A 21,806-nucleotide genomic window follows, 5' to 3' on the forward strand; every position below is an offset into this window, starting at 1 on the left:
TCGTTCTAATCAAAGTTAGAAGAAAAAAGTCATAAAAAAAAGTGCCTTCCGGATAATAGGAAGTCACTTTAGGAATTATTTTATTCAAAGAAATATCTAATTTGGAAATTGCTTCGTTTTTACTTTTTTCTTAAATATCAGCAGCATCCATACTATTTTAGTTAAACCAAAAGCAAATATAGTAAGCATAGTAAAAAGTAGTACACATGTCATATCAGATTGAACACAGAAGAAAAACCCCCAAGATGGAGCCCCCAAAAATTTAGGTAATGCGATAAAGATTATAATTGGTAATAAGATTTGTAAAGCTGTCATAATCAATGTCCATGTAGAGATTCGATATCGATTGCCTAAATTCCTTTTTAAACGAATACCATACGATAGCAATCCTACCAAAGTTATTATAACTATCATGTCAAAAATCATATAATAGAATTTATAACTTTGAGTTTCACCTACTTGCGGCTCCTTGCCTAGCAAAATCGAAATAACCCCATCTGTACTTATATGAGAGTCCCCTGGTGCAAAGGTTCCTGTGTTAGTATTTGTTAAAATAACTACTCCTATTTTTTTCTCCGGAATGATATACATATCGGTTCTTGCAGCAGATAATAAATCCCCTGAATGCCCAATCACCACTGTCCCTTGAACTTTTCGTTGCCACCATCCCATTGCATAATGACCAAAAAACTCGTCATCTAAATACATTTCTGCTGTTTCTGAAGCCGTTTGGAGTGTTTGTATACCTTTTTCAGAAACTAACTTTTGCCCTGCTAGTGTTCCTTTATTCATATACATTAGCAAATATTTTCCCATATCTTCTATACTTGATACCATATAACCACTCGCTAGGAAGTTTGGCAAATTACTCATAATCGTCTTCGTTGGTAAAAGCATACCAAACCACGAAGTAAAATCTTTCGAAAGTCCACTTTTCTTTGCACCTTCAATAGAAGTAAAAGAGGTATTCATGTTTAATGGAGTTAATATTTGTGTTTCAATATAATCGGCTAACGGCATCCCTGATACGTACTCAATCAATAGGCCCAAGCTTATGTAGTTTAAATTGGAGTACTCAAATTTTGTTCCAGGGGGGTGATTAAGGTCCAACTGTTTCATGAGCCTGACCGTATCTTCTAATGACTTATTCAACAACCCTTTCCCAATGACTACCTCAGATGGAAGACCACTTGTTTGATTTAAAAGATGTCGAATGGTAATACCCGCTGCTGCCTCTTCATCTTTCAATCTAAACCATGGTATATACTCTTTAATAGGTGCATCTAATTCGACTTTACCTTGATCTACCAGCTGCATAATAGCTAAAGAGGTGAATGATTTACTAAGTGATGCTATCTTCATTGGAGTCTGTATAGTCAAACTTTTACCATAATTAGCCCTACCAAAAGCCTTCATGTGAACAACTTCATCGCCCTCAAGGATTGCATATGCTAATCCACTTATCGCTTGAGACTTCATTTGATCTTGCAAATAGGTATCAATGTGTTGATACTTTCCTGTTTTATCCCCAGCCTCTACATACTTTTCTATTGATCCATTTAAGAGAGTTAAAATCATACATAACAATATCACTGTTCTTTTTATCATTTTGGGCAATCCTTTCTCATGTCTTCAATCATATTATCTGACATAAAAAGGAAACCATCATAGTGACCACGGTCATATTGTTTAAGTATTCGCCTAAATTATGACTAGAGTCATACCATACCCTCGTCAATAGCTTTTCTTGCAACTTTTAATCTGTCATGTAAATCAAGCTTTGCATAGATATTAGAAATGTAGTTTTTTACAGTACCTACTGATAGAAATAACCGAGCTGATATTTCAGTATTAGTTAAACCTTCTGCAAGACAACTCAAAACTTCCATTTCTCTTTCTGTTAAGCCATAATTATGTGGATTTTCCACCACTGTCCTTTTAGGAGTTTGTGTGCTCATCTGTTCAATCAATAAATGAGCTATTTCTTTTGAGATAAACGTTCCACCACGGGAAATCAGCTTTATTCCAGCTATTAAATCTACTGGATTAATTGCCTTAAGAAGATAACCCTCTGCTCCTGCCCTTAACGCTTCCGTTACATAATTAATATCTTGAAAAGTTGTTAAAATAACTATCCTGATGTCTGGCCACCTCGATTTAATTATTTTTGTAGCTTCAACTCCATCTAAAATAGGCATACGAACGTCCATCAATACGATATCAGGACTCAATTTTTCACAGTACTGAATTGCCTTTTCTCCATTTTCTGCAAGTTCAATAACTTGAATATCATTTTCTAGCAGAAAGGTATCCTGCAATCCTTCACGAATGATTTCTTGATCATCGACTATGAGTAACTTAATTTTGCTCATTTGTGTCCTCCTTGATAAGGAATTGTGCAGGTAAGTTCTACACCATGCCCAGATGAAGCTCTAATATGTAAATTTCCGTTTAAGGTTAAAAGTCTTTGTCTCATACTTTTCAGACCAAATCCAAATTGAACTTCATCTGTACCAACCCCATCGTCTTTAATTGTTAATACCACACCATCACGCTCAAAAGTAAATGTAATCGAAATATTTTGAGCATTACCATGTCTTTTGGCATTCGTCAGTGCTTCTTGAAGACAGCGCATCAAAGTGTTCTGAGTATGGTAACCTAGTTCTTGTTTACTGTCAGTATGTTCAAAGTAGATTTTTGTTCCTGTATTCTTTGCAAAATCGTCAGCCAAGCTAGACAGTTTATATACGATGGATTCGTCATTTACAAAGTCGTTATTCATGTGAATGTTTTCCCTAATTTCATCAAGGCCTTTTCGTGTTGAATTTCTTAACACTTGTAATTTAGTTAGTGCTCTTTCTGTGTCGGATAGCTTTAGATTAGCAATGATGCCATCAATTCCAACTATGACAGATGTAAAAGAGTGTCCTACTGTGTCATGTAACTCACTTGCCATCCGATTCCGTTCTTCCAGCAACGTTAATCTTTCAACTTGTTTTGCATACTGTTCCAAAATATTATTTTGCTCAGTAATTAAAAGGTATTGTTTTTGATTTTCCTTTAGTAATACATCCATTCGATTAAAGGTAAAACCAACACCTAACGCAATCATATTGTTTAATAAATGTGTGAGTAGAACAATTAATGGTTCACTGTGTAAAACAATTCCCATAATCGGTATCAATAAAAATGAAATATTGATTATCCACCACGAAAACCGGTGAGAATAATAGAATCCCAAAATAATTAATGGTATCAATAATAGAGATGAATCAGAACCGACAAATAATAATAAATAAGCATAAAGACTTCCAGTTAGCAATAACTCTAATAAATAATATTTTCGGTGTGAAAAATTGCTAGGCAATAGAAAATATTGTGGTAAAAGATATGACAAAAAAAGCCATAATAATAGAGCGCTAAAAGGAACCAAGGTTGTATTAAAAGTTTCATTATTAGTAATAATCATGATCCACAATAAAAGCCAAATCAGACGTATCCCAATAAATACATCATCCATCCTATTCAAGAGTATTTTTTTATTTTTCATATAATTCCCCATTTATATTGTAAAGATTACTACTATATTTTTAGTTCACGAGTGACAATAAAAACCTCCTAACAATTCATGTTCACGTGAAAATCACAAAACATGGCAATCATTAGAAGGTGTGGAGTATTTGGACTTATTTATCTTCAACTTTCATTTTCATAATATACTGTTCCCCAATTGGACCAATTTTTCTTTCGCCCGTATCATAGAACCCTACCTTACGATATAATTCTTGAGCTGGAATATTTTTATAATTTACAGCAAGGACAATTTCATTATAAGAAGGAAATTCGGATTTCACAAAATTACTTAGTTTTTGCATTGCCTTTTTTGCAAAACCTTTCCCCTGCTCTAAATGGTTTATAGAAAAAGCAGTTAATAACAATGCATGAGGATTAGCAGAGTATTCCTTAACTCGATTGGAATTGTGAAGTAAAAAGAAACCAACAGGAGCGTCCCCATATACAATGACAATAGGATGTTTCCCTTCAGTTTCTTCTAAAATATCAATCGGCAAAGCAGTAAATTTCTTTTGCTCTGCCGGTAAATGGAAGGACTTTAAAATTTCTAAGTGATTTTTTTCAAAATGTCTTAGTGAAATAGTATCCATATTTCCCCTTGGTATTAAATAGCCTTTAAAACTTACAAGTTATTGGCATGACAACTAATATATAACATACTACCATACTTTAGGCTCAATGAATATTCAGATCTTCCTAGAGCATTTTGAATAAGTTATAAACTTTCAGGTAAATGATGTTTATATAACTCTAATATATTCGTATTTTCTTGTAGCACAGCCATTGTTTTAGGGTTGGGCTTCACAAAAATAGTTGGATAATTCTTTTCATTAAATTTCTCTTGTGGAATAAAAGCTAATTTTTCTTCATCTAAAGAAAATTGTGCATCAATTCCGTTTTTATTACCACGAGCATCTAGCCTTATCCATCTGTTTAAAGTTCTAAAGTAAACAGCATTTAAAGCGTGAATACAATACCCCTTTTCTGGTGTGTCAAACAACATTAACCGTTGATAACAAAAACCTGTTGGAATACCTTGAGAACGTAATAAAGATGCGAGCAAATTTGATTTTGCATAGCATATCCCCTCTTTGTAGGTCAGTACATCAGATGCATTACACGTAACCTTTTCCCCTTGAATATCCCAAGAATGTGATATTTCATCACGAACAAATTCAAAGGCTATTCTTGCTTTTTCTATTTCGGATTGAGATTGTGTAAAAAGTTCCATAGTCTTTTTTTTAATAAAAGGGTGAGAATAATTAACTTCTTTTAGCTCAAGCACATAATCATCTAATTTCTCAGACTCACAAATCAATTTCATTTAATCAACTCCCACGAATTATTATTCATAATTTCGTATTATTATAAGTTAATAGAAAGTTCTTTCATAGGATAATTTTCACACTCACCAAAAAAAGTATAAAATATGAATAGATAAAATTTTTACGTGAAAGGAATTACGTGTATGGCCAATATCTTTGAAAGATTACTGCAGCTGTACAAGATACAAAAACGCTCTGAAAAAACCCCACTTGAAGATTTTGTAACTGAGTTAGTAGCGGGGATACTGCAAACAGATCAACAATTACTAGATCGGTTTGTGAATGAAGTATTGCAAATTGAGGGAGATGGATTTAAAGTCGATTCTCAAGTTCGTTATGCTCACCATTCAGACCAAAACTGTATAATTGATCTTGTTTTTGAAAATGAGGCGACTATTTGCTTTTTGGAAAATAAGGTGGCAAGTGGTGAAGGGGAACGGCAACTGAAACGATATGCTGAGGTTTTAACCAGAATTAGCGAAGAAAGTGGTAAGAAAACATATTTACGATATTGTACGAAATTTTATGATCCAAAGACGATGGCGATATGTTCATTTTATCAATTTCGTTGGCAAAAAGTGTATGAATTTCTGGAAAAACAAGAACAAACTGAAATAATCAATGCATTCTTAGAACTGTTAAGAGGTGAAAAAATGGCAGGGGTAAAAGATTTTAGTATTGAGGATATTGTGGTAATGAAAGGTTTTCAGGGTATCATTGCGAAGATGGATGAAGTATTAGATTTAGCGAGAGTTCCGTTTTTAGAGCATTTTGGTCAGCCGTATCAGCGCGATTATGAACGCCTAAAGCAAATTCCTTCCAATAACCGATATTCTCTCTGGACTAGTTCATATAGAGGTGAAGATATCGAAATAATGATTGGTTTCGAAATGGAAAGTGTAAAAGACAATGTTTCCCCAGTTCTCTTCGTTCAAGTATATAGACAAAAGAACAAAGAATTTGCAGCTAAGATGCAAAAGCAATCTTTAGGTGATAGTGACAAATTTGATTATTATCAGGTTGAAAACAATGAGGTCTATGCTTGGTATGAGACATCTTTGCTAAATTTCTTAACCGAGAATAATCAAAAGGAACGCATTGTGGATTGGTTTTCAGAGAAGTTGGCGAAGACAAAGGGGATTATTGATAGCTTATATAGGTGACTTGATAATAGCAATCTATTTCTTATTTAAAAGGTAACACATATGTAGACCTCAGAGAGTTAGGAGCTGTTCAAATAGTTTCCTTTTTAGCTCTAGTCGTTTCAATAACAAACGTCAAAACCCCATTTTTTTAAGGATTTTGACGTTTTCCTATGCACAGTTATTTATTTATTTTTACGTGCGAATAAACCACCAATTTTTTTCACATTATCAATTGAAGCCAATTCTTTAACTTTGTCGTTTTGGATTGCACCTACTGCGATATCCTTTACTCCAATCGCTACATTTTTTGACAATTCTTTTTTCTTTTCGTTTTCCTCAATGTTATTGTCAATTTGTAGCTTTAATTCGACCATTTCATTTTTATAGCTAGTTAGTTCATTTAAAGATTGACGGTATTTTCCTAGTTTTTGAGTATAACTAGGTAATTTTTTTCTCTGTTGTTCATAGCCATCACTCTCACTAAAACGTTCCCAAGCTTTTTTTATTTGTCCGTCCATTAATAAATTCACGAAAGATCCTTGGCTATGTTGTAAAGCCGGAATAATTTTTGAAATGGCTTGAATTTCATTCCGAAAAGAAATCTCAGCGTCTGATAGTGTCTTTACAGCATCCGCCATATAATCTTTAGCATCATAAGGCTTGTTCAACATTAGCCAACTCATTGCTATGTAAGATTGCGTTACACCTAAAGAATATAAATCGATGGGTGCCTTTTCTTGTTTTGCTTTTAAAATGCCACAACTACTAATAAATTCTTTTTTGGCTTGTTCAATCAGTTGATTTGTTTCTTTAGCACTTCTATGCTCTTTCTTAGCATCCTCTAAATAAATCATACCTGCTTCAAATGGCCCTTGCTGTAAGGCTTTAATTTCATTCTCGAACAATTGATACATATTCGTTTGTGATTCTTCTATCGTGCTCATTTGATTCATCATTCTATTTTGGCTTTTTTTATCAAAAATCATTTTTCCTATAAATCCAAAAACCATTTCTTAAATCCCCCTAAATATCGCATATAAATAAAGATTAGTTACCATCCAATCTTAATAATGATTGGCAAAGTAAATGAGTAAATAAAAGCATAATAGTAAAATTATTCGGTAGACTCAAAATATTAGTACAATCGTCATTTATTCTTTTATATTCTTTTTATGCAAACAACCTAAAAAAATTTATATATATGAACATTATATAGTATTTATTCATTATCACAAATTGAAATTATTCCCTCATAAATACCTAGTGATGTTTAGCGTTTAATACTATTTCATTACAAATCCTTTTTATACTATAGATAATATGAAATAATAAAACAAAAACGTCAAAACCCTTGATATTAAAGGATTTTGACGTTCAATGAAATCATATAAATTTCAATTATGGAGACGGCGGGAGTCGAACCACTATCTTCTAAAAAGGTTCTAATACCAGTGTTTATAAGGGTTTTTAGCTACTTTCAAAAATGTTTGACCATGGTTTTGACCATGGAATGAATTAATTACTTACGGAGACAAGGTTTTTAACTCGTTTTTTTCCTTTTCATGAAACAGATATTTCATAGCCCTTTAATGTTGCTAAATTAGATATCACAACTAATTAACAAATAAATGGTAAACTTTGTTTAAGATTAAAGAAAGGGTTGATAACTATGAAAGCTTCCAAATCCAATATGTTAGAAAAGCTTGAAATGAAAGGATATTGGTGGTTACCAGGATCTAATAATCAAGTTTCGGGAATTTTGTTTTATGATAGTGATGAAATACGGCTTGAATTACTTGGGACTCTTAAAGAATTATCTGCAATAAATAAAGACCTAAATCAGCATGAAACAATCATAGGCTTCACAGAAAGAGGAGAAAAGGTCACTTTAATTTCATGCAACTCTTCTAATTTTTCAATGAATTTCCCTGGTTATTCAACAGAATCATATAGCGTAACTTCCTTTATAGTAGGTGGGCATTTTGATTCAATAGAAAATACTGCCTTCCACTCAGTTTCATTTTATCCTACTTATTTAACAACTTGGTTAGAGAAAGGTCCATTTAAAGTAATCTATGATAGCAATTCTAATAAACAGGAAACACAAATAAATTATGTTGCACCAGAAGTAATTAAGATTTCTGTACCGTCAATTAAAGCTACAATTGAGGATACATATAAAAGTAATCTAAATGGTAATCCTAATGAATATATCTCTTGGAATTTTAAAAGTGGAATTAAAATAACCCCAGATAGCATTAAAAGTTTTAACTGGTTTGAAGAAAAGTTGTTTTCATTAAACAACTTGCTAACGTTACTATTTGGAATGCCAATTTACTATGAGAACATTATTTTTTTCGGCGATGAAAAACACTTCGGAGACACCGAAAAAACTAAAAGAGATGAATACTACTGGTTCTTTAATCAATCTAATTTTAAGATAAAAGAGAAAATAAGAAAAACAGATTTTATGATACCATACTCAGAAATAAGTGAATCTTTCCCAAACATTGTAAACTTATGGTTTGAAAAAGAAGAAAATTTAAAAACTGTATATGAACTTTATATTAGTGACTTCTATAAGGACATCATTTATATTGATACAAGCTTTTTAAACGTTGTTCAAACACTTGAAACATACCATAGAAGAACTCATAACGGGAAAATATATGACGAAGATGTGTTTGAAAAATACCGTAATGAAGTTATTGAATTTGTAATTGAAAACTTACCACAAGAATTACATAGTAAGTTTACAAGTAAATATGGAAATGAGTATTCGCTAAATCAAAGGCTGAAAGAAATAGTGAATGAACTTTCTTCAGAAACAATCAACACTCTATTTATCAGCAAAACAAAGAGTAAGAAATTTACACAACAGATAGTCGATACTCGGAATTATCTCACCCATTTTGATGATGATGGGAAAAAGAATTTGCTGACTTCTATTGATGAAAAATACTACGCAATTATTAGATTAAGAGCATTAAACACAATTTTGTTATTTAAAGAGTTGGGAATAGACGAAGACATGATACTTAAAAAAGTCAGGGAAAGTAAACAATATTCTTATTCTTTAACAGAAGCAAACAAAATTCTAAGTTCCTAATATCGTAATTGTAAGATAAATAAAAGGTAGATTAAAAAAACTTATTTAATCTACCTTATTTTTATTCTCTCTGTAAAACTAATATCTTAATGGAATTTCTGATTTTTTCACCCAAGTCTCATTTAAACTATAGTTTAATTTTTGTAAATAGGTTTTTACCCCATTTTCAGCAATATCACTATTGTTTTTTGGCCCGATAACTATACCATTTATATCAGATTTATCAAATTCCAATTTTATGTACGGAATAATTACTTCACCATTACTTCTAAATTGAACATCAACATTCTCCGATGTTGTTAATGCCATTCTAAACTCTTCTTCTGGTGCAAAAGAAGCATGTTTAAAAAATATAGAATAAGAAATAATTAGACTATTAAAATATGATAGTAATTCTTTTTTTAGTTCACCAATTTCAACATCTTTATTTATTATTAAATCAAATGTTCTAACTAAAGAATGACTTAGCGTTCGCAACTGTGTTTCTCGTTCGTAAACTACATTACCATATACTACATAACCTAATCCTATTTTATCAACTTCACTTATCAGTGTTTGGGTATTAAAACATATATTGTAACCTTTTCCTTTTGCATAATTTCCCCACAAAGTTAATGAATCGTCGTTTTCTGATAACGACATTACATATACTTCAAAATTTTCTGTAGGCTTATCAAATCTATTTTGAATTGCTTTATCAAATAGTTCAATAAATAGCGTGAGCATGTTATTCTTATTTATTTCTTCCTGCTTATATTTAAACAATATCTCAGTTTCAAAACGTTCCTTTGCTTCCTTTGTTAAAGTTTTAAAATAAGTTAATTCTGACATATCATTTAGAAAGTCACTATTTGTCATCCAAACTTCTTCACTTGATAAAATACCCATTAACCCTTCCAAACTTGTATAATGATAAATCTTTTTGTCTAATTTATCGGATCTAATAATAGAACCCATTTCTTCCCAAAAAGCGTTTACTAATATCATCTTCAAATTCTGTTCCATATGTTCAACTCCAAAATTTTGTATAATGCAATCCTCTAAAGCTGTATCTCATAGATCCAAGATGTTTTTTCTTTGAAATAGCTAAAACTACTTTTCTCTAAGTATTGTATTTATTTAATGTCCATGAATAAGACCAATTCCGAGGATGCCTTGGATACCCCTCTTCTGTAAAATCATTCACATGATATATTTCTTTATTTTTAATTAGACTAATAACTTCTTGAATCCTGTTGTCATAACCAAGTATGTCACCTTTTCCCCAAGCAATAATTATTATTTTGGATTCTTTAGCGGCCTCTTTAATTATCATATTATTATTATATTTTCCGTTAGCTTCAATCCCTTTCACAAAATCCAAACCATGTTCTGAAATATAATTATCCACATTATCTGAATATGTCTCATATACTACATAAAGATTAGTAAAAATAATTTTCCCAATGTCCTGTAAAATACCCTCAGAGTTATTTGTAAAAACGTATTTAATAACACGATTAATGGTGTTATCGGAAATTTCTTCATTTGCTTCACTTGGATTCATCATTATTAATTGGACAGCCTTTTTGTTATCACCATTTTTTAATTCTATATCTAACCTATATCTCCTATTAGTCGTAATATCATGATGAAGTAATTTAACATTATTCACGTACTTCTTCTTATACCGAAAAATTCTTTTATTTACTTTTTTCATATTTCCTCCAATACTAAGCACAATAATGAATATATCACAATCCTATAGATTCATTTTTACTAAACTACCTAACTCTTCAGATAATGACTTTTTCATATCATTTAACATTTCACGCATCTTTTTACTGTGGTATTTCAATTTTTCATCATGTATATTTTTATATTTTTCTCGTAAATAATCTATAATTTCCTTTTGTGTTTTTATTGAATCTGCGACTAAGGTATAACAGGTTCTTTCCGTTCTTTTGTCTGGAAAATCTTCTCCTTCAACAGTAACAATAAGTTCAAACAATTTTGTATATACAAATATTACATATAGACGTATTAATAGCCTATCACTTACCTTACTGATAGAATACATACCTTCTTCCTTATAGTAATCTATAAGACCGTAGTTACAGTGTGCGTATTGCGATAATATATCGTAAAAATCATAATAGTATCTTTTATCTTTTCCTATTTTAAACTCTTTTGGATTTCTCAATTCCCCTACAATTTCTTTTTCTCGATTTTCGACTTTTCCCTCTCGATTAATGTTATAAAAGGAAAATGCTACATTGATTGGGTTTAGTATAAAGTCCTTAATGCCATTCATATCTGAGTTTTCATGTAAATATCGTGTACTTAAATAGTTCTCGAAAATACTTCTTAAAAGGATCATAACATCCTCGTTGTTGCCCACTTTCAAGAGAGTCCGTATACTTAACAAAGTCTTTGTACTCTTGGTAAACGCAAAATACTCAAAGTCATAAACAAACTTTGTAGTTAATTCATTTGCTACTGCAAGATCTATGAGACCATATGGAAAACATGCATATTCTACAAATTTTTTCGATTGAAGTATGAACTTGTTTATCATTTTATCTAAATCGTTTATATATTTATCTTCCATTTATTTAATTAACCTCCTTCCTATTATTTAGTAAGAAAAAAACTCCTATTCTAATTATACAAATTTTCTGTCATTTAAACGATATACGATTTTGTAAAAAATAATTGACTAAATAGTGAATAAAAAATATATCGAATGGGCAATACTAATAAATTCCTCTCATAAATCTATTTCAATTACAAATAACTACCTTCGTAAAGGGAGGTAGTTTTTATTATGAAAACAAATTACAAAGATATTATGCTACAAATGTGGGATGGACAAAAAAATAAACAACTTTTAAATTTGGAATTTAGTGACATAACAACAAAAGATACTGAAACATTGGCTTATTGGATATGTACCTTTAAAGGTAGAGGGCATAGTTTTATAAAAACCCCTAAAAAAGTATACCAAGCAATTTACAATGGATCTCCAGTTTGTACGGTATGCAAGGAACTACCTTATGAGCGAAGTATCGAATATAACGCACCACATCAAGTAAAAAAGTATTGGGATTATAAGAAAAATGCAGAAATGAATATTTATCCTCAATACACTCCTGCAAAATCAAATGAAATGATTTTTGTTATATGTGAAGAACACAGTTGGGAGGATATGCAAAGATGTGCAGACTTGGCAGATCATGATTCATGTCCTTTCTGTAACGGAAAAGGAGCAACACCTAAATATAATTTACAGACTGAATTTCCAGAAATAGCAGAAACACTGCACCCTGATTTTGATTCAACCTTAATTTTACCTTACTCTTCAAAACTTTATCCTTGGTGGTGTGACGAGTGTCAAGAATTCTATGATAAACCAGTAAGTAGTAGAACTGAACAAAATCAAGGTTGTCCAAATCATGTAGTTACATCTACTACCGAGCAATTACTAACTATGGTTCTGAATGAGTTAATCGGAGGATTTACCAAGTATAAACTGGATTCTATTCGTTGGATATCTAATGGTCTTGCTGTAGAAATCGACATATATAATAAAATCTATGGGATAGCTATTGAGTATGATGGCATACAACATGGTAAGAAAAAGAGGAAATTGTCAGACCAGAAAAAAAATAAAATGTTAGCCGATTGTCCAGAGGTTACAACTTTCATACGAATTAGAGATGAAAATTTACCTAAATTAATATATTACAAGAACCAATATGAGATAGTTTGCAAATCACATGAATATTCATATAGTTTTATAGTTCCAGCAGTTCAGAAAATATTAATCATTCTAAACCATGTATTTCATCTATCTTTGCTTCCGATTTCAGATAAAAGTTTATACAGTTTAATACGAAAATGCCTTCCTAAGATAGTACGATCTAATATATCAAACAAGGCAAATACTATCGAAGCAAAGGCTCCTGGATTACTTAGATATATTGCGGAAAGTCAAAATCACCTTACCTGTGGATCACACGAGATATTGGATAATATTTCATGTCCACATTGTCGTAAAAAATATCCACCAAAGATTGTTAAAAATTTTATAAAATCGAAAGGTTTATGCCCGAAGTGCTTACACTTTGTAAAGGATATTACAGATCCAAACAGTCCTTTAGAAAGATGGCATCCTAAATTTAACAGGTTATAAACACACGTTTAATGTTAATCACTTTAACATAACCTCTGATTCTTTCTATACTTATACAAGTTAAGTTTCATCCAATTACACTAAACAACTAATAGGGTTACTAAAAGGGTTACCGATGATATTAACAAAAAAATTAAAAAACCGCTATTCATTTTTATGAATAGCGGACACCCGAAGCCTCGCAAGCAGGGATTACCTCAATTATAACCCAATTAGTAAATATTAGAACATAGATTCTTTTTATTTCTGCTTACTGGCTTCAATTATTTGTAGAATATTGATTTTTAAAATATTACTTAACTTAAAACTAACCGTTATTCCTAAGTTTTTACTCTGTTTATTCTCAATTCTTGCAATAAGCGAAGCACTAATACCTGTAATTTCTTCAAGTTCATTTAAACTTAATGATTTTTCTTTCCTTTTCCTACGTATTTCCTTTGCAAAGTTATCAATAAATAATTCCTCATTATACAATTCTGTCACCTTCCTATTTTTTTCGAGAGAAAACCTGTCCTCTTCTTTCCTTTTATGATAGATTTTTCATCAAAATTTATTACTTTACAACAGCTTTATTCGAATCATTTTTGCTGATAAATCTATAATATAAAAACTTTACAAATAGAAAGGAGATATGTTGAATTGAATAAAGAGCAGTTTTACAACACCGCCCCACAAAAAAGAGTCGAAATTATTAATGAAATGCTGAAGAGTAGTAGTTTAAAAGAAGTAGCAAAGAAAGTAGGAGTCCCCGAATCCACTTTTAGTAAAGAAATGACAAGGGGGGACTATGTTTATATTAAGAGGGATAATCAATATTACAGGTTTATAAGAGATAAAGAAATGGTAAAACAAAATTCTGAGCAGTACCAAGATGTAATAACCTTTATTGAGCAAAATATAGAAACATTAAAAGTCATCATTAATGATTACGAAGGTTTCAGAAAAATGCTAATTTTAGATGAGCGAGTTTATAGCAAACAAGCAGAGTATACAAACAAAAGCATTAAAATGAATGGCGAGGTTTATGAGGAGTTTGTAGAGTTCTGTAAGGATAAATATCCGTATTTGATGATTCAAGACCTTGTAGCTCAAAGCCTTATTGATTTTACCAACAGGTATAAATAAAAGTAGTGTCAGCTCCGCTGCACTACTTTTACTTTTATGAAAAACCTTTCCTTAGACGGTAGTAGAAATACATTTGGTTATTTTTAATTTCACGTTGTTGATCTTTAGTTTTTTGTATTGCATCCACTACTGATGCACCACCTGCTATTAAGGCTCCAATAATTGAGGCATTCAGATTTGTTGAAGCGGCCATTCCATCTAATAAGTAACCTGTAAAAGCCCCTCCCCCAACTTTCACCATACTCATGTTATTATTTAATTCTTTTAAGAAGGAGACACTTTCCACTTGCTCTTCAATTTCAAGGACTGCAGGTTCAACTTTTTTATAGAATACTTTTTCTGCTTCAAACAAAAAGTCTTTATCCCACCAAGCATTTTTCACTTCGTTTGTAAATTCCATTATTGCTAATCTAAATTGTCTTAGTGGCCGATCCAATTCATTACGAATATCTAAGATTTCTCCTACAGAGGCCTTTTCAAACAGGGGTAATCTCTCGAATAAGTCTTGTGCTAATTTTGCTTGGCTACCCTTGTTCATTTGTAGATCAAGTCTCTCATTTTCTTTTATCATTTGTGAGACTATATTTCCTGAAAGTTCATCAAATAATGGATAATGAACTCCCTCTCTAACAGAATCAAAAAGGAATTCAGTATATTCTTTCATCATCGCTTCACTTATTGTTAAATTATCAAATGTCTTCAATATCACGTTTCCCGAATTAAATGCCCTCTCTAACTCTGGAAATCCCGATTCTATTAACATTGTTTCGATTATTGACTGGATTTCTTTTCCTGAACTTTCGATTTCTCTTATCTTTTTTATACCGAATTTTTTTTCTAATGTTCTTCGTGTTGTTCTATTACTATCCATTAAATAAAAATATAAATTTAGAACATCTTCATACTTTTTTAGTTCAGGTTCACGTGTAAAAATATACGGTAAAAATACCATCATTTTTTGCATAACTGTAAGGTTTTTCAATTCATTAATGCTACTAAACATAGTTGCCCCAGGACTACATAAAGTTACATTATCTGCATAAAGTAAACCTATCTTCACCAAATGTAGTTCTTGTTTTAATTCTATTCCCTTCGGAGTTGAACCAATAATCATCTGAAAACCTGACATAGAGTCACCTACTTTTTAGCTACATTATTTGTCCTTGGTAAACTAATTTTTTTGTTGTAATTAAGGTTAGCCAGTATAGTCAAAGCCTTGTCTATCTCACTTATAATCTTGGAGATTCCATAGTCCTTCACAGTCGATTTCGGTTGGTTGGTTTTCCTTTTCAATGTTCGTTTCAATATTACTCGTCTCCTCCAAAGAATAAGTTCGACATGTTATCCTTTTAGAGTAACGAACATCGAGATTAGTGCAATCTTATAATAAATCAAATTCCAATTGTGCCATTAATTCTGCTTGTTTAATTACTGTTTCAACAGCTTCCTTCTGTAAATCAGGTGGATAACCGTATTTTTTTAGTAATCTTCTTACGGTAACTCTCATTTTTGCACGTGCAGACTCACGTAAGTTCCAATCAATACTCATATTCTCTTTTATTGATTTTGTTAGTTCATGTGCAATAAGTTTTAAAGTATCATCACCCAATACTTGTTCTGCTGTTTCATGAGATGCTAAGGCATCATAAAAAGCGATTTCCTCTTTAATTAACCCTGCCTGTTCTCCACGTTTATAAGCTGAATCCATTTCTTTTGCTAATGCAATTAATTCCTCAATAACCTTTGACGTTTCAATAGCACGCTTATTATATTTATTTAATGCTCCTGTTAACATTTCTGAAAACTTACGTGCTTGTACCAAGTTGGTACGCTGTACACTTTTCACTTTACCATTTAATAAACGATTTAATAATTCAACTGCTAAGTTTTTATGTGGCATTGCTTTTACATCTTCTAAAAATTTGTCAGACAGAATAGAGATGTCAGGGTTTTCTAAACCAAGAGATTCATATATATCAATTACTTCTTCTGAGATTACTGATTTTGAAATTAACTGATTTAATTGTGCTTCCATCTGAGCATTAGTCTTCTTTTTACTACCATCACTGATACTTTTAACAAGACTTGCTTTCACCGCTTTAAAGAATCCGATTTCAGCATTTAATTCTTGTGCTTCTTCTGTAGTAGCACATAAAGCAAAGGCTTTTGACAGTTCTGTTACAGTGTTTAGAAAACGTTTCTTTTCATCTTCACCAAGACCTAAAATATAATCCATAGTTGAGATGATAGCATTCATCCGTTCAGTCGCTTTTTCCGACAAATACCCACTATAATCATGTTGATAGAGCATTTCGATAAGGATTTCATGTTTTTCGAGCATGATATTGACTGCAACAGAGGTATCAACGCCTGCTGTTGCTTTATCACTATCAGTGTATTGATGTAATGCCTCTTTTAAGTTTTCTGCTATTCCAATGTAGTCTACAATAAGTCCACCTGGCTTATCTTTGAATACACGATTTACACGAGCAATCGCCTGCATCAGGTTATGGCCTTTCATTGGCTTATCAATGTACATTGTATTCATAGATGGGACATCAAATCCTGTTAACCACATATCTCTTACAATAACAATTTTTAAAGGATCATCATTATCTTTCATACGTGTTGCAAGATATTCACGTCTCTTTTTATTACCGATAAACGGTTGCCATTCAGCAGGATCACTTGAAGAACCCGTCATAACGATTTTTATAACACCTTTATCATCATCATCGGAATGCCACTCTGGTCGCAATTCAACAATTTCTTTATACAGCTCAATTGCGATACGGCGTGACATCACAACAACCATTGACTTTCCAAACATTGCTTCTTGGCGTTCTTCATAATGTTTAACGACATCTTCTGCTAATCGTTTTACTCTGGATTCTGCACCCGCTAATGCCTCTAAACGTGACCATTTTGATTTCAGTTTCTCTTTTACAGACAATTCCTGATCTTCTGTTATTTCTTCGTACTCATCATCCAATGTTAAATCACTTGGTAAATCCAGTGGAATGATTCGGCTTTCATAGAAAATTTTCACTGTTGCACCGTCTTCAACAGCCTGTGTCATATCATAAATATCAATGTAATCACCAAATACTGCAGGTGTATTTTTATCTGTAGCTTCAACAGGCGTTCCTGTAAAGCCAATGAATGAAGCATTTGGCAAAGCATCACGAACATATTTTGCAAAACCATACTTCGTTTCAGCATCATTTCCACGGACAGTTGCAGAAAAGCCGTATTGAGAACGGTGAGCTTCATCTGCCATTACAATTACATTTGAACGATCTGTTAAACATGGCATTATCCCTGTATCTTCATCAGGGGAGAATTTTTGAAGGGTTGTAAAGATAATGCCTCCTGATTCAACAGACAGAAGTTGACGTAATTCGTCACGACTATTAGCTTGGCTCGGTGTCTGACGTAGGATATCACTCGAAATAGAGAATGTATTGAATAATTGATCGTCTAAATCGTTTCGGTCTGTTAACACGACAATTGTTGGATTATTCATTGCTTGAATGAGTTTCCCTGCATAAAATACCATAGATAAACTCTTCCCTGATCCCTGGGTGTGCCAAACGACACCTATGCGTCTATCTCCTTTAACAGCGATTTTTGCCTTTTCTACCGCTTTATTTACAGCATGGAATTGATGATAGGCCGCTAAAATTTTGTATGTATTCTCTCCATCTGTTTGAAATAGTAAGAAGTTTCTAATGATATCCATAAAACGTGATGGTTCTAACATACCTTTTAACAACACTTCTAATTGTGAAAGAGATGTAGGTGCAAGTTCAATTCCATCAATTGTACGCCATTTCATAAAACGCTCTTCATTTGCAGTAAGTGAACCAACACGAGCATTTATACCATCACTTGATATCAGGAATGCATTGTACCGAAAAAGTGATGGTATTGTTTGTTTATAGGTTTGAAGCTGATTATAGCCTTCTGAAATGCCTGTATTTTCATTTGTAGCGTTTTTCAACTCAATTATAGCTAAAGGTAGACCATTTACAAAAATAAGCACATCAGGTCGTTTATTTTGATTGCCCTCAATTACTGTAAACTGATTAACTGCAACAAAATCATTATTCGCTGGATATTCAAAATCAAACAGCCATATTTTTTCCGTTGGGTTATAGCCATCCGTACCTTGTAATTCAACATCCAATCCATCAGTCACCATATGGTGGAACTTTTGATTATTGACCACTAAGTTTGGCGATTCATTCGCTTCAATTTTTTGTACTGCAAGTTCTATTGCTTCTCTTGGCACATTCGGATTAATTCGCAACAAAGCATCTCTTAAGCGTTCTGTTAAAACAACGTCTGCATAGCTATCTCGTTCGGGATAATCCCCTTCATGTGCGATATCTGGCCCAGCTAAGATGGAATAATCCATCTCAGCTAACCATTCAAGTGTTGCTTCCTCTAAATCAGATTCTAAATATTTAAACATATCAATCAACCACACTTTCGTCTGGGATTTCAATTTCACCTGTGAGAAGTTTTGGGAGGAGAGAATCTCTCAATTCTATAAGTTTTTCATTTTCTCGAATCAAATCCTGTTTTTTATCTAACATTGGCTCAATAACATGCAATAGTTCATTCAACTTGTTTTTTTCAGGAATTGCAAACTTAAACTTTGATAAAACGCTAAATGTAATTTGTGGAAAAGTCCCAGAACGATCTTCTGCAATTTGCTGAAGTTTATATATAGTTTCATCCATAGTTAGCCATTGATATAAAAGTTTATTTGAGTATATTTCTTCATTTACTCTTAAAACCATCAGCTTTGTAGATACCACATATTCTGAAGCATCAAAGTCAATGAAAGCATACCTTTTGTTTTTAGGTCGAATCTCACTATATAAAATATCGCCCCTTTGGATTAGTTTCTTTGCCTGTCCTGGCATCTTATTGGTCGGACTTAGTTCTACCTCTTCAACTTTTCCCTCCAATATATCAGAAGTATTCAAAAATCTTGCGTTACTAATTTCTTTTTTATTTATTGATTTTGATATACTTTCAGTAAATTCTTCTAAACTATAAACTCTCCATTCAGTAGGTATCTCTCCCAATTCACTTTCAACCATCTTACCACCACTCGATTTATAAGGTAGCCCTTCCTTGTTCGGAAATTCAAAATCAATGAACCAGTGTTTAAAGAGAGTTTGAGAGATTTCTTCAAGATTTTTCAAAATTAAGCCATTAAGATGGATTTTATAATCAATATTCAAAAGGATATTTAGAATTGTAGATTGAATTTTTAAAGGTGGTATATCTAATTCCAAATTTAAAAAATCACCTTTTTTAACGCTTGGTTGAGATGTTCCTCGATTCAACTTGATAATATTTTCAAATTTATTTCTTAAACAATAATACAAAAACTCATTAGTAGTAATTATAGGATTTGCACGTAATCCGATAGTATTTTGTATTATTTCAGCATTGTCGTCTGGAAGAAGTGTAACATTTCCAATCCCATTACCAACCAAAGTAACTAAAACATCATTCTTTTTACTTTTGTTTCGAATAAAATTCTTATATGTTTCTTCATCAATATATCTTTTTACTGTTGTTAAATCAGGATATATTGTACTTTTTATCATAAAATTATCAATTATGGGATGCTTTGAAAAATCGACATATCTTTCTGGGTTTTTCCCACGATTATCAACTATATATTGAATGCAATCTTCTATTTTATATTTCATATCCAATCCCCCCAAGGGCCTGACGGATTTGGTCTTCTAACTTTTTCGATTTGGCAAATTGCTCTGATAATTCACTTGTTAATCGAGACATTTTTTCATCAAATGGTTCACCATCAGCATCTACTTCATCTACCCCTACATAACGACCTGGCGTTAAGATGTAATCATTCTTTCTTATATCCTCGATAGAAGCAGATTTGCAGAAACCTTGCACATCTTCGTACTTGCCATTGTCAGTTCTACGCCATTTATGGAAAGTTTCAGCAATTGTTTTAATATCTTCGTCTGAAAACTCTTTATGAGTACGATCTGCCATAAATCCGAACTTACGTGCATCTATAAATAGAGTTTCATTATTTCGCTTCCTATTACCTGTTTTCGATTTATCTTTTGAAATAAACCAAATACATACAGGTATTTGAGTCGAATAAAATAATTGTCCAGGCAGTGTGACGACGCATTCTACCTTATCAGCTTCAATTAGGCTTTTACGAATTTCTCCTTCACCAGAAGTATTAGATGACATCGAACCATTGGCTAAAACAAATCCAGCAGTACCTGATGGTGCAAGTTTTGAATACATATGTTGAATCCATGCGTAGTTCGCATTACCAATAGGCGGTACTCCAAACTGCCAGCGAACATCTTCTCTTAACTTCTCTCCACCCCAATCTTTAATATTAAATGGTGGATTTGCTAAAATATAATCTGCTTTTAATCCTTTATGAAGATCATTGTGGAATGTATCTGCATTGTGAGAACCAATATTACCATCAATTCCACGAATTGCTAAATTCATTTTACAAAGTTTCCATGTTGTTGGATTAGACTCTTGTCCATAAACAGCAATATCTCCAAGTTTCCCTTGATGCTCTTCTACGAACTTTTCACTTTGTACAAACATACCACCTGAACCACAACAAGGATCATAAATACGACCTTTATATGGTTGGAGCATTTCTACTAATAAGCGAACTACCGACGAGGGAGTGTAGAACTCTCCACCGTTTTTCCCTTCTGCACTTGCAAACTTACTTAAAAAGTATTCATAAACTCGGCCTAAAACATCTTTAGCACGACTTTCTATATCTCCAACTTTAAAAGAGAATAAATCAATTGTTTCGCCGAGACGAATTTTATCTAATGCAGGTCGTGCATAATCTTTTGGTAATACACCTTGTAATGATGAGTTTTCTTTTTCAATTGCTAACATTGCTTTATCAATAATCTGTCCAATATCAGGTTTTTTTGCATTATCTTTTATGTATGACCAACGTGCTTCTCTTGGAACCCAAAAAATGTTCTCTGCTAAATATTCATCTTTATCTTCTGGATCTGCATATTCATCTTGTTCTAATTCAGCATATTTTTCCTCAAATGAATCTGAAACATATTTTAAAAACAGTAACCCTAAAACAACATTCTTATATTCACCTGAGTCCATTGATCCACGTAATTTATCTGCCATACTCCATAATTTTTCTTCAAATCCTATATTTGCAGTCGCCATTTGTATTCCACCCTTTAACTCTTTTCTATTTGATGTCAATTTTAGATTAAAACTTACTTTATCTATAAAATACTTTAATCGTTACAAAACATAACGACCTAATGTAAAGG

Annotated in this window: 18 protein-coding genes; 4 read left to right on the plus strand and 14 right to left on the minus strand. The window is 32.2% G+C overall.

Translation table 11 applies throughout. The annotated features are described in order from the left end of the window. Nucleotides 1–96: 96 nt before the first annotated feature. The 5 genes from CRO00_RS11995 to CRO00_RS12015 all read right to left on the minus strand — a co-directional run bounded on the left by CRO00_RS11995 (nucleotide 97) and on the right by CRO00_RS12015 (nucleotide 4,897). Nucleotides 97–1,608 carry a serine hydrolase domain-containing protein gene (locus CRO00_RS11995; protein ID WP_097073909.1) on the minus strand — a complete coding sequence of 504 codons (1,512 nt, stop codon included), beginning with the start codon at nucleotides 1,606–1,608 and terminating at the stop codon, nucleotides 97–99. A 110-nt stretch (nucleotides 1,609–1,718) separates the two neighbouring features. Further along, entirely contained in the window at nucleotides 1,719–2,372 is a 654-nt protein-coding gene (locus CRO00_RS12000) for a response regulator transcription factor (protein WP_097073910.1), read from the minus strand. Next, nucleotides 2,369–3,172 (minus strand): sensor histidine kinase, encoded by an 804-nt coding sequence (locus CRO00_RS12005; RefSeq protein WP_161946673.1) that lies wholly within the window; start codon nucleotides 3,170–3,172, stop codon nucleotides 2,369–2,371. The genes CRO00_RS12000 and CRO00_RS12005 overlap by 4 nt, the downstream gene beginning before the upstream one ends. Before the next feature lie 514 nt (nucleotides 3,173–3,686). After that, the gene (locus tag CRO00_RS12010) at nucleotides 3,687–4,163 is read right to left on the minus strand and encodes a GNAT family N-acetyltransferase (RefSeq protein ID WP_097073912.1); all 477 of its coding nucleotides are present in this window, start codon (nucleotides 4,161–4,163) and stop codon (nucleotides 3,687–3,689) included. A gap of 125 nt (nucleotides 4,164–4,288) precedes the next feature. After that, nucleotides 4,289–4,897, minus strand: a complete 609-nt coding sequence (locus tag CRO00_RS12015) for a transglutaminase-like domain-containing protein (protein ID WP_097073913.1) — start codon at nucleotides 4,895–4,897, stop codon at nucleotides 4,289–4,291. A gap of 144 nt (nucleotides 4,898–5,041) precedes the next feature. On the opposite strand from CRO00_RS12015, the gene CRO00_RS12020 reads away from it, so the two are divergent. Continuing rightward, a complete protein-coding gene (locus CRO00_RS12020; protein ID WP_097073914.1) occupies nucleotides 5,042–6,061 on the plus strand; it encodes a PD-(D/E)XK nuclease family protein in 1,020 nt (339 codons plus the stop codon). Between the two features lie 164 nt (nucleotides 6,062–6,225). Here the strand turns inward: CRO00_RS12020 and CRO00_RS12025 are convergent, their stop codons facing one another. Next, nucleotides 6,226–7,053: a hypothetical protein gene (locus tag CRO00_RS12025; protein ID WP_097073915.1), complete on the minus strand. Its 828-nt coding sequence runs from the start codon at nucleotides 7,051–7,053 to the stop codon at nucleotides 6,226–6,228. Between the two features lie 659 nt (nucleotides 7,054–7,712). Between CRO00_RS12025 and CRO00_RS12030 the strand changes: the two genes are divergently transcribed. Continuing rightward, complete coding sequence (locus tag CRO00_RS12030) at nucleotides 7,713–9,152, plus strand: ApeA N-terminal domain 1-containing protein (RefSeq protein WP_097073916.1); 1,440 nt, start codon at nucleotides 7,713–7,715, stop codon at nucleotides 9,150–9,152. A 78-nt stretch (nucleotides 9,153–9,230) separates the two neighbouring features. On the opposite strand, the gene CRO00_RS12035 is transcribed toward CRO00_RS12030, so the two are convergent. The 3 genes from CRO00_RS12035 to CRO00_RS12045 all read right to left on the minus strand — a co-directional run bounded on the left by CRO00_RS12035 (nucleotide 9,231) and on the right by CRO00_RS12045 (nucleotide 11,742). Beyond that, nucleotides 9,231–10,157, minus strand: coding sequence for a DUF2971 domain-containing protein (locus CRO00_RS12035; RefSeq protein ID WP_097073917.1), 927 nt, complete (start codon nucleotides 10,155–10,157; stop codon nucleotides 9,231–9,233). 97 nt (nucleotides 10,158–10,254) lie between these two features. Next, nucleotides 10,255–10,851: a DUF1643 domain-containing protein gene (locus tag CRO00_RS12040; protein ID WP_097073918.1), complete on the minus strand. Its 597-nt coding sequence runs from the start codon at nucleotides 10,849–10,851 to the stop codon at nucleotides 10,255–10,257. Nucleotides 10,852–10,893: 42 nt separating this feature from the next. Beyond that, a complete protein-coding gene (locus tag CRO00_RS12045) occupies nucleotides 10,894–11,742 on the minus strand; it encodes a DUF5677 domain-containing protein (RefSeq protein WP_097073919.1) in 849 nt (282 codons plus the stop codon). Nucleotides 11,743–11,958: 216 nt separating this feature from the next. On the opposite strand from CRO00_RS12045, the gene CRO00_RS12050 reads away from it, so the two are divergent. Beyond that, nucleotides 11,959–13,326, plus strand: coding sequence for a zinc-ribbon domain-containing protein (locus CRO00_RS12050; RefSeq protein ID WP_097073920.1), 1,368 nt, complete (start codon nucleotides 11,959–11,961; stop codon nucleotides 13,324–13,326). Nucleotides 13,327–13,566: 240 nt separating this feature from the next. On the opposite strand, the gene CRO00_RS12055 is transcribed toward CRO00_RS12050, so the two are convergent. Beyond that, a complete protein-coding gene (locus CRO00_RS12055) occupies nucleotides 13,567–13,809 on the minus strand; it encodes a helix-turn-helix domain-containing protein (RefSeq protein WP_161946674.1) in 243 nt (80 codons plus the stop codon). Nucleotides 13,810–13,965: 156 nt separating this feature from the next. On the opposite strand from CRO00_RS12055, the gene CRO00_RS12060 reads away from it, so the two are divergent. After that, on the plus strand, nucleotides 13,966–14,451 hold the full coding sequence (locus tag CRO00_RS12060; RefSeq protein ID WP_097073922.1) for a hypothetical protein: 486 nt from the start codon (nucleotides 13,966–13,968) through the stop codon (nucleotides 14,449–14,451). A gap of 34 nt (nucleotides 14,452–14,485) precedes the next feature. Here the strand turns inward: CRO00_RS12060 and CRO00_RS12065 are convergent, their stop codons facing one another. From CRO00_RS12065 to CRO00_RS12080, 4 genes are all read right to left on the minus strand, one after another. Then, complete coding sequence (locus tag CRO00_RS12065) at nucleotides 14,486–15,580, minus strand: hypothetical protein (RefSeq protein ID WP_097073923.1); 1,095 nt, start codon at nucleotides 15,578–15,580, stop codon at nucleotides 14,486–14,488. A gap of 252 nt (nucleotides 15,581–15,832) precedes the next feature. Next, nucleotides 15,833–18,928 (minus strand): type I restriction endonuclease subunit R, encoded by a 3,096-nt coding sequence (locus CRO00_RS12070; protein WP_097073945.1) that lies wholly within the window; start codon nucleotides 18,926–18,928, stop codon nucleotides 15,833–15,835. A gap of 1 nt (nucleotide 18,929) precedes the next feature. Then, nucleotides 18,930–20,186 carry a restriction endonuclease subunit S gene (locus CRO00_RS12075; protein WP_097073924.1) on the minus strand — a complete coding sequence of 419 codons (1,257 nt, stop codon included), beginning with the start codon at nucleotides 20,184–20,186 and terminating at the stop codon, nucleotides 18,930–18,932. After that, on the minus strand, nucleotides 20,176–21,696 hold the full coding sequence (locus CRO00_RS12080; RefSeq protein ID WP_097073925.1) for a class I SAM-dependent DNA methyltransferase: 1,521 nt from the start codon (nucleotides 21,694–21,696) through the stop codon (nucleotides 20,176–20,178). The genes CRO00_RS12075 and CRO00_RS12080 overlap by 11 nt, the downstream gene beginning before the upstream one ends. Nucleotides 21,697–21,806: the final 110 nt, after the last annotated feature.

Origin of the sequence: Ureibacillus xyleni (assembly GCF_900217795.1) — a bacterium.
In the GTDB taxonomy this organism is placed as follows: domain Bacteria; phylum Bacillota; class Bacilli; order Bacillales_A; family Planococcaceae; genus Ureibacillus; species Ureibacillus xyleni.

What these genes read in the sequence shown, in the direction of transcription:
- CRO00_RS11995 (WP_097073909.1), bottom strand. Translation starts at nt 1,608, where the DNA reads ATGATAAAAAGAACAGTGATATTGTTATGTATGATTTTAACTCTCTTA.
- CRO00_RS12000 (WP_097073910.1), bottom strand. Translation starts at nt 2,372, where the DNA reads ATGAGCAAAATTAAGTTACTCATAGTCGATGATCAAGAAATCATTCGT.
- CRO00_RS12005 (WP_161946673.1), bottom strand. Translation starts at nt 3,172, where the DNA reads ATGGGAATTGTTTTACACAGTGAACCATTAATTGTTCTACTCACACAT.
- CRO00_RS12010 (WP_097073912.1), bottom strand. Translation starts at nt 4,163, where the DNA reads ATGGATACTATTTCACTAAGACATTTTGAAAAAAATCACTTAGAAATT.
- CRO00_RS12015 (WP_097073913.1), bottom strand. Translation starts at nt 4,897, where the DNA reads ATGAAATTGATTTGTGAGTCTGAGAAATTAGATGATTATGTGCTTGAG.
- CRO00_RS12020 (WP_097073914.1), top strand. Translation starts at nt 5,042, where the DNA reads ATGGCCAATATCTTTGAAAGATTACTGCAGCTGTACAAGATACAAAAA.
- CRO00_RS12025 (WP_097073915.1), bottom strand. Translation starts at nt 7,053, where the DNA reads ATGGTTTTTGGATTTATAGGAAAAATGATTTTTGATAAAAAAAGCCAA.
- CRO00_RS12030 (WP_097073916.1), top strand. Translation starts at nt 7,713, where the DNA reads ATGAAAGCTTCCAAATCCAATATGTTAGAAAAGCTTGAAATGAAAGGA.
- CRO00_RS12035 (WP_097073917.1), bottom strand. Translation starts at nt 10,157, where the DNA reads ATGGAACAGAATTTGAAGATGATATTAGTAAACGCTTTTTGGGAAGAA.
- CRO00_RS12040 (WP_097073918.1), bottom strand. Translation starts at nt 10,851, where the DNA reads ATGAAAAAAGTAAATAAAAGAATTTTTCGGTATAAGAAGAAGTACGTG.
- CRO00_RS12045 (WP_097073919.1), bottom strand. Translation starts at nt 11,742, where the DNA reads ATGGAAGATAAATATATAAACGATTTAGATAAAATGATAAACAAGTTC.
- CRO00_RS12050 (WP_097073920.1), top strand. Translation starts at nt 11,959, where the DNA reads ATGAAAACAAATTACAAAGATATTATGCTACAAATGTGGGATGGACAA.
- CRO00_RS12065 (WP_097073923.1), bottom strand. Translation starts at nt 15,580, where the DNA reads ATGTCAGGTTTTCAGATGATTATTGGTTCAACTCCGAAGGGAATAGAA.
- CRO00_RS12070 (WP_097073945.1), bottom strand. Translation starts at nt 18,928, where the DNA reads ATGTTTAAATATTTAGAATCTGATTTAGAGGAAGCAACACTTGAATGG.
- CRO00_RS12075 (WP_097073924.1), bottom strand. Translation starts at nt 20,186, where the DNA reads ATGAAATATAAAATAGAAGATTGCATTCAATATATAGTTGATAATCGT.
- CRO00_RS12080 (WP_097073925.1), bottom strand. Translation starts at nt 21,696, where the DNA reads ATGGCGACTGCAAATATAGGATTTGAAGAAAAATTATGGAGTATGGCA.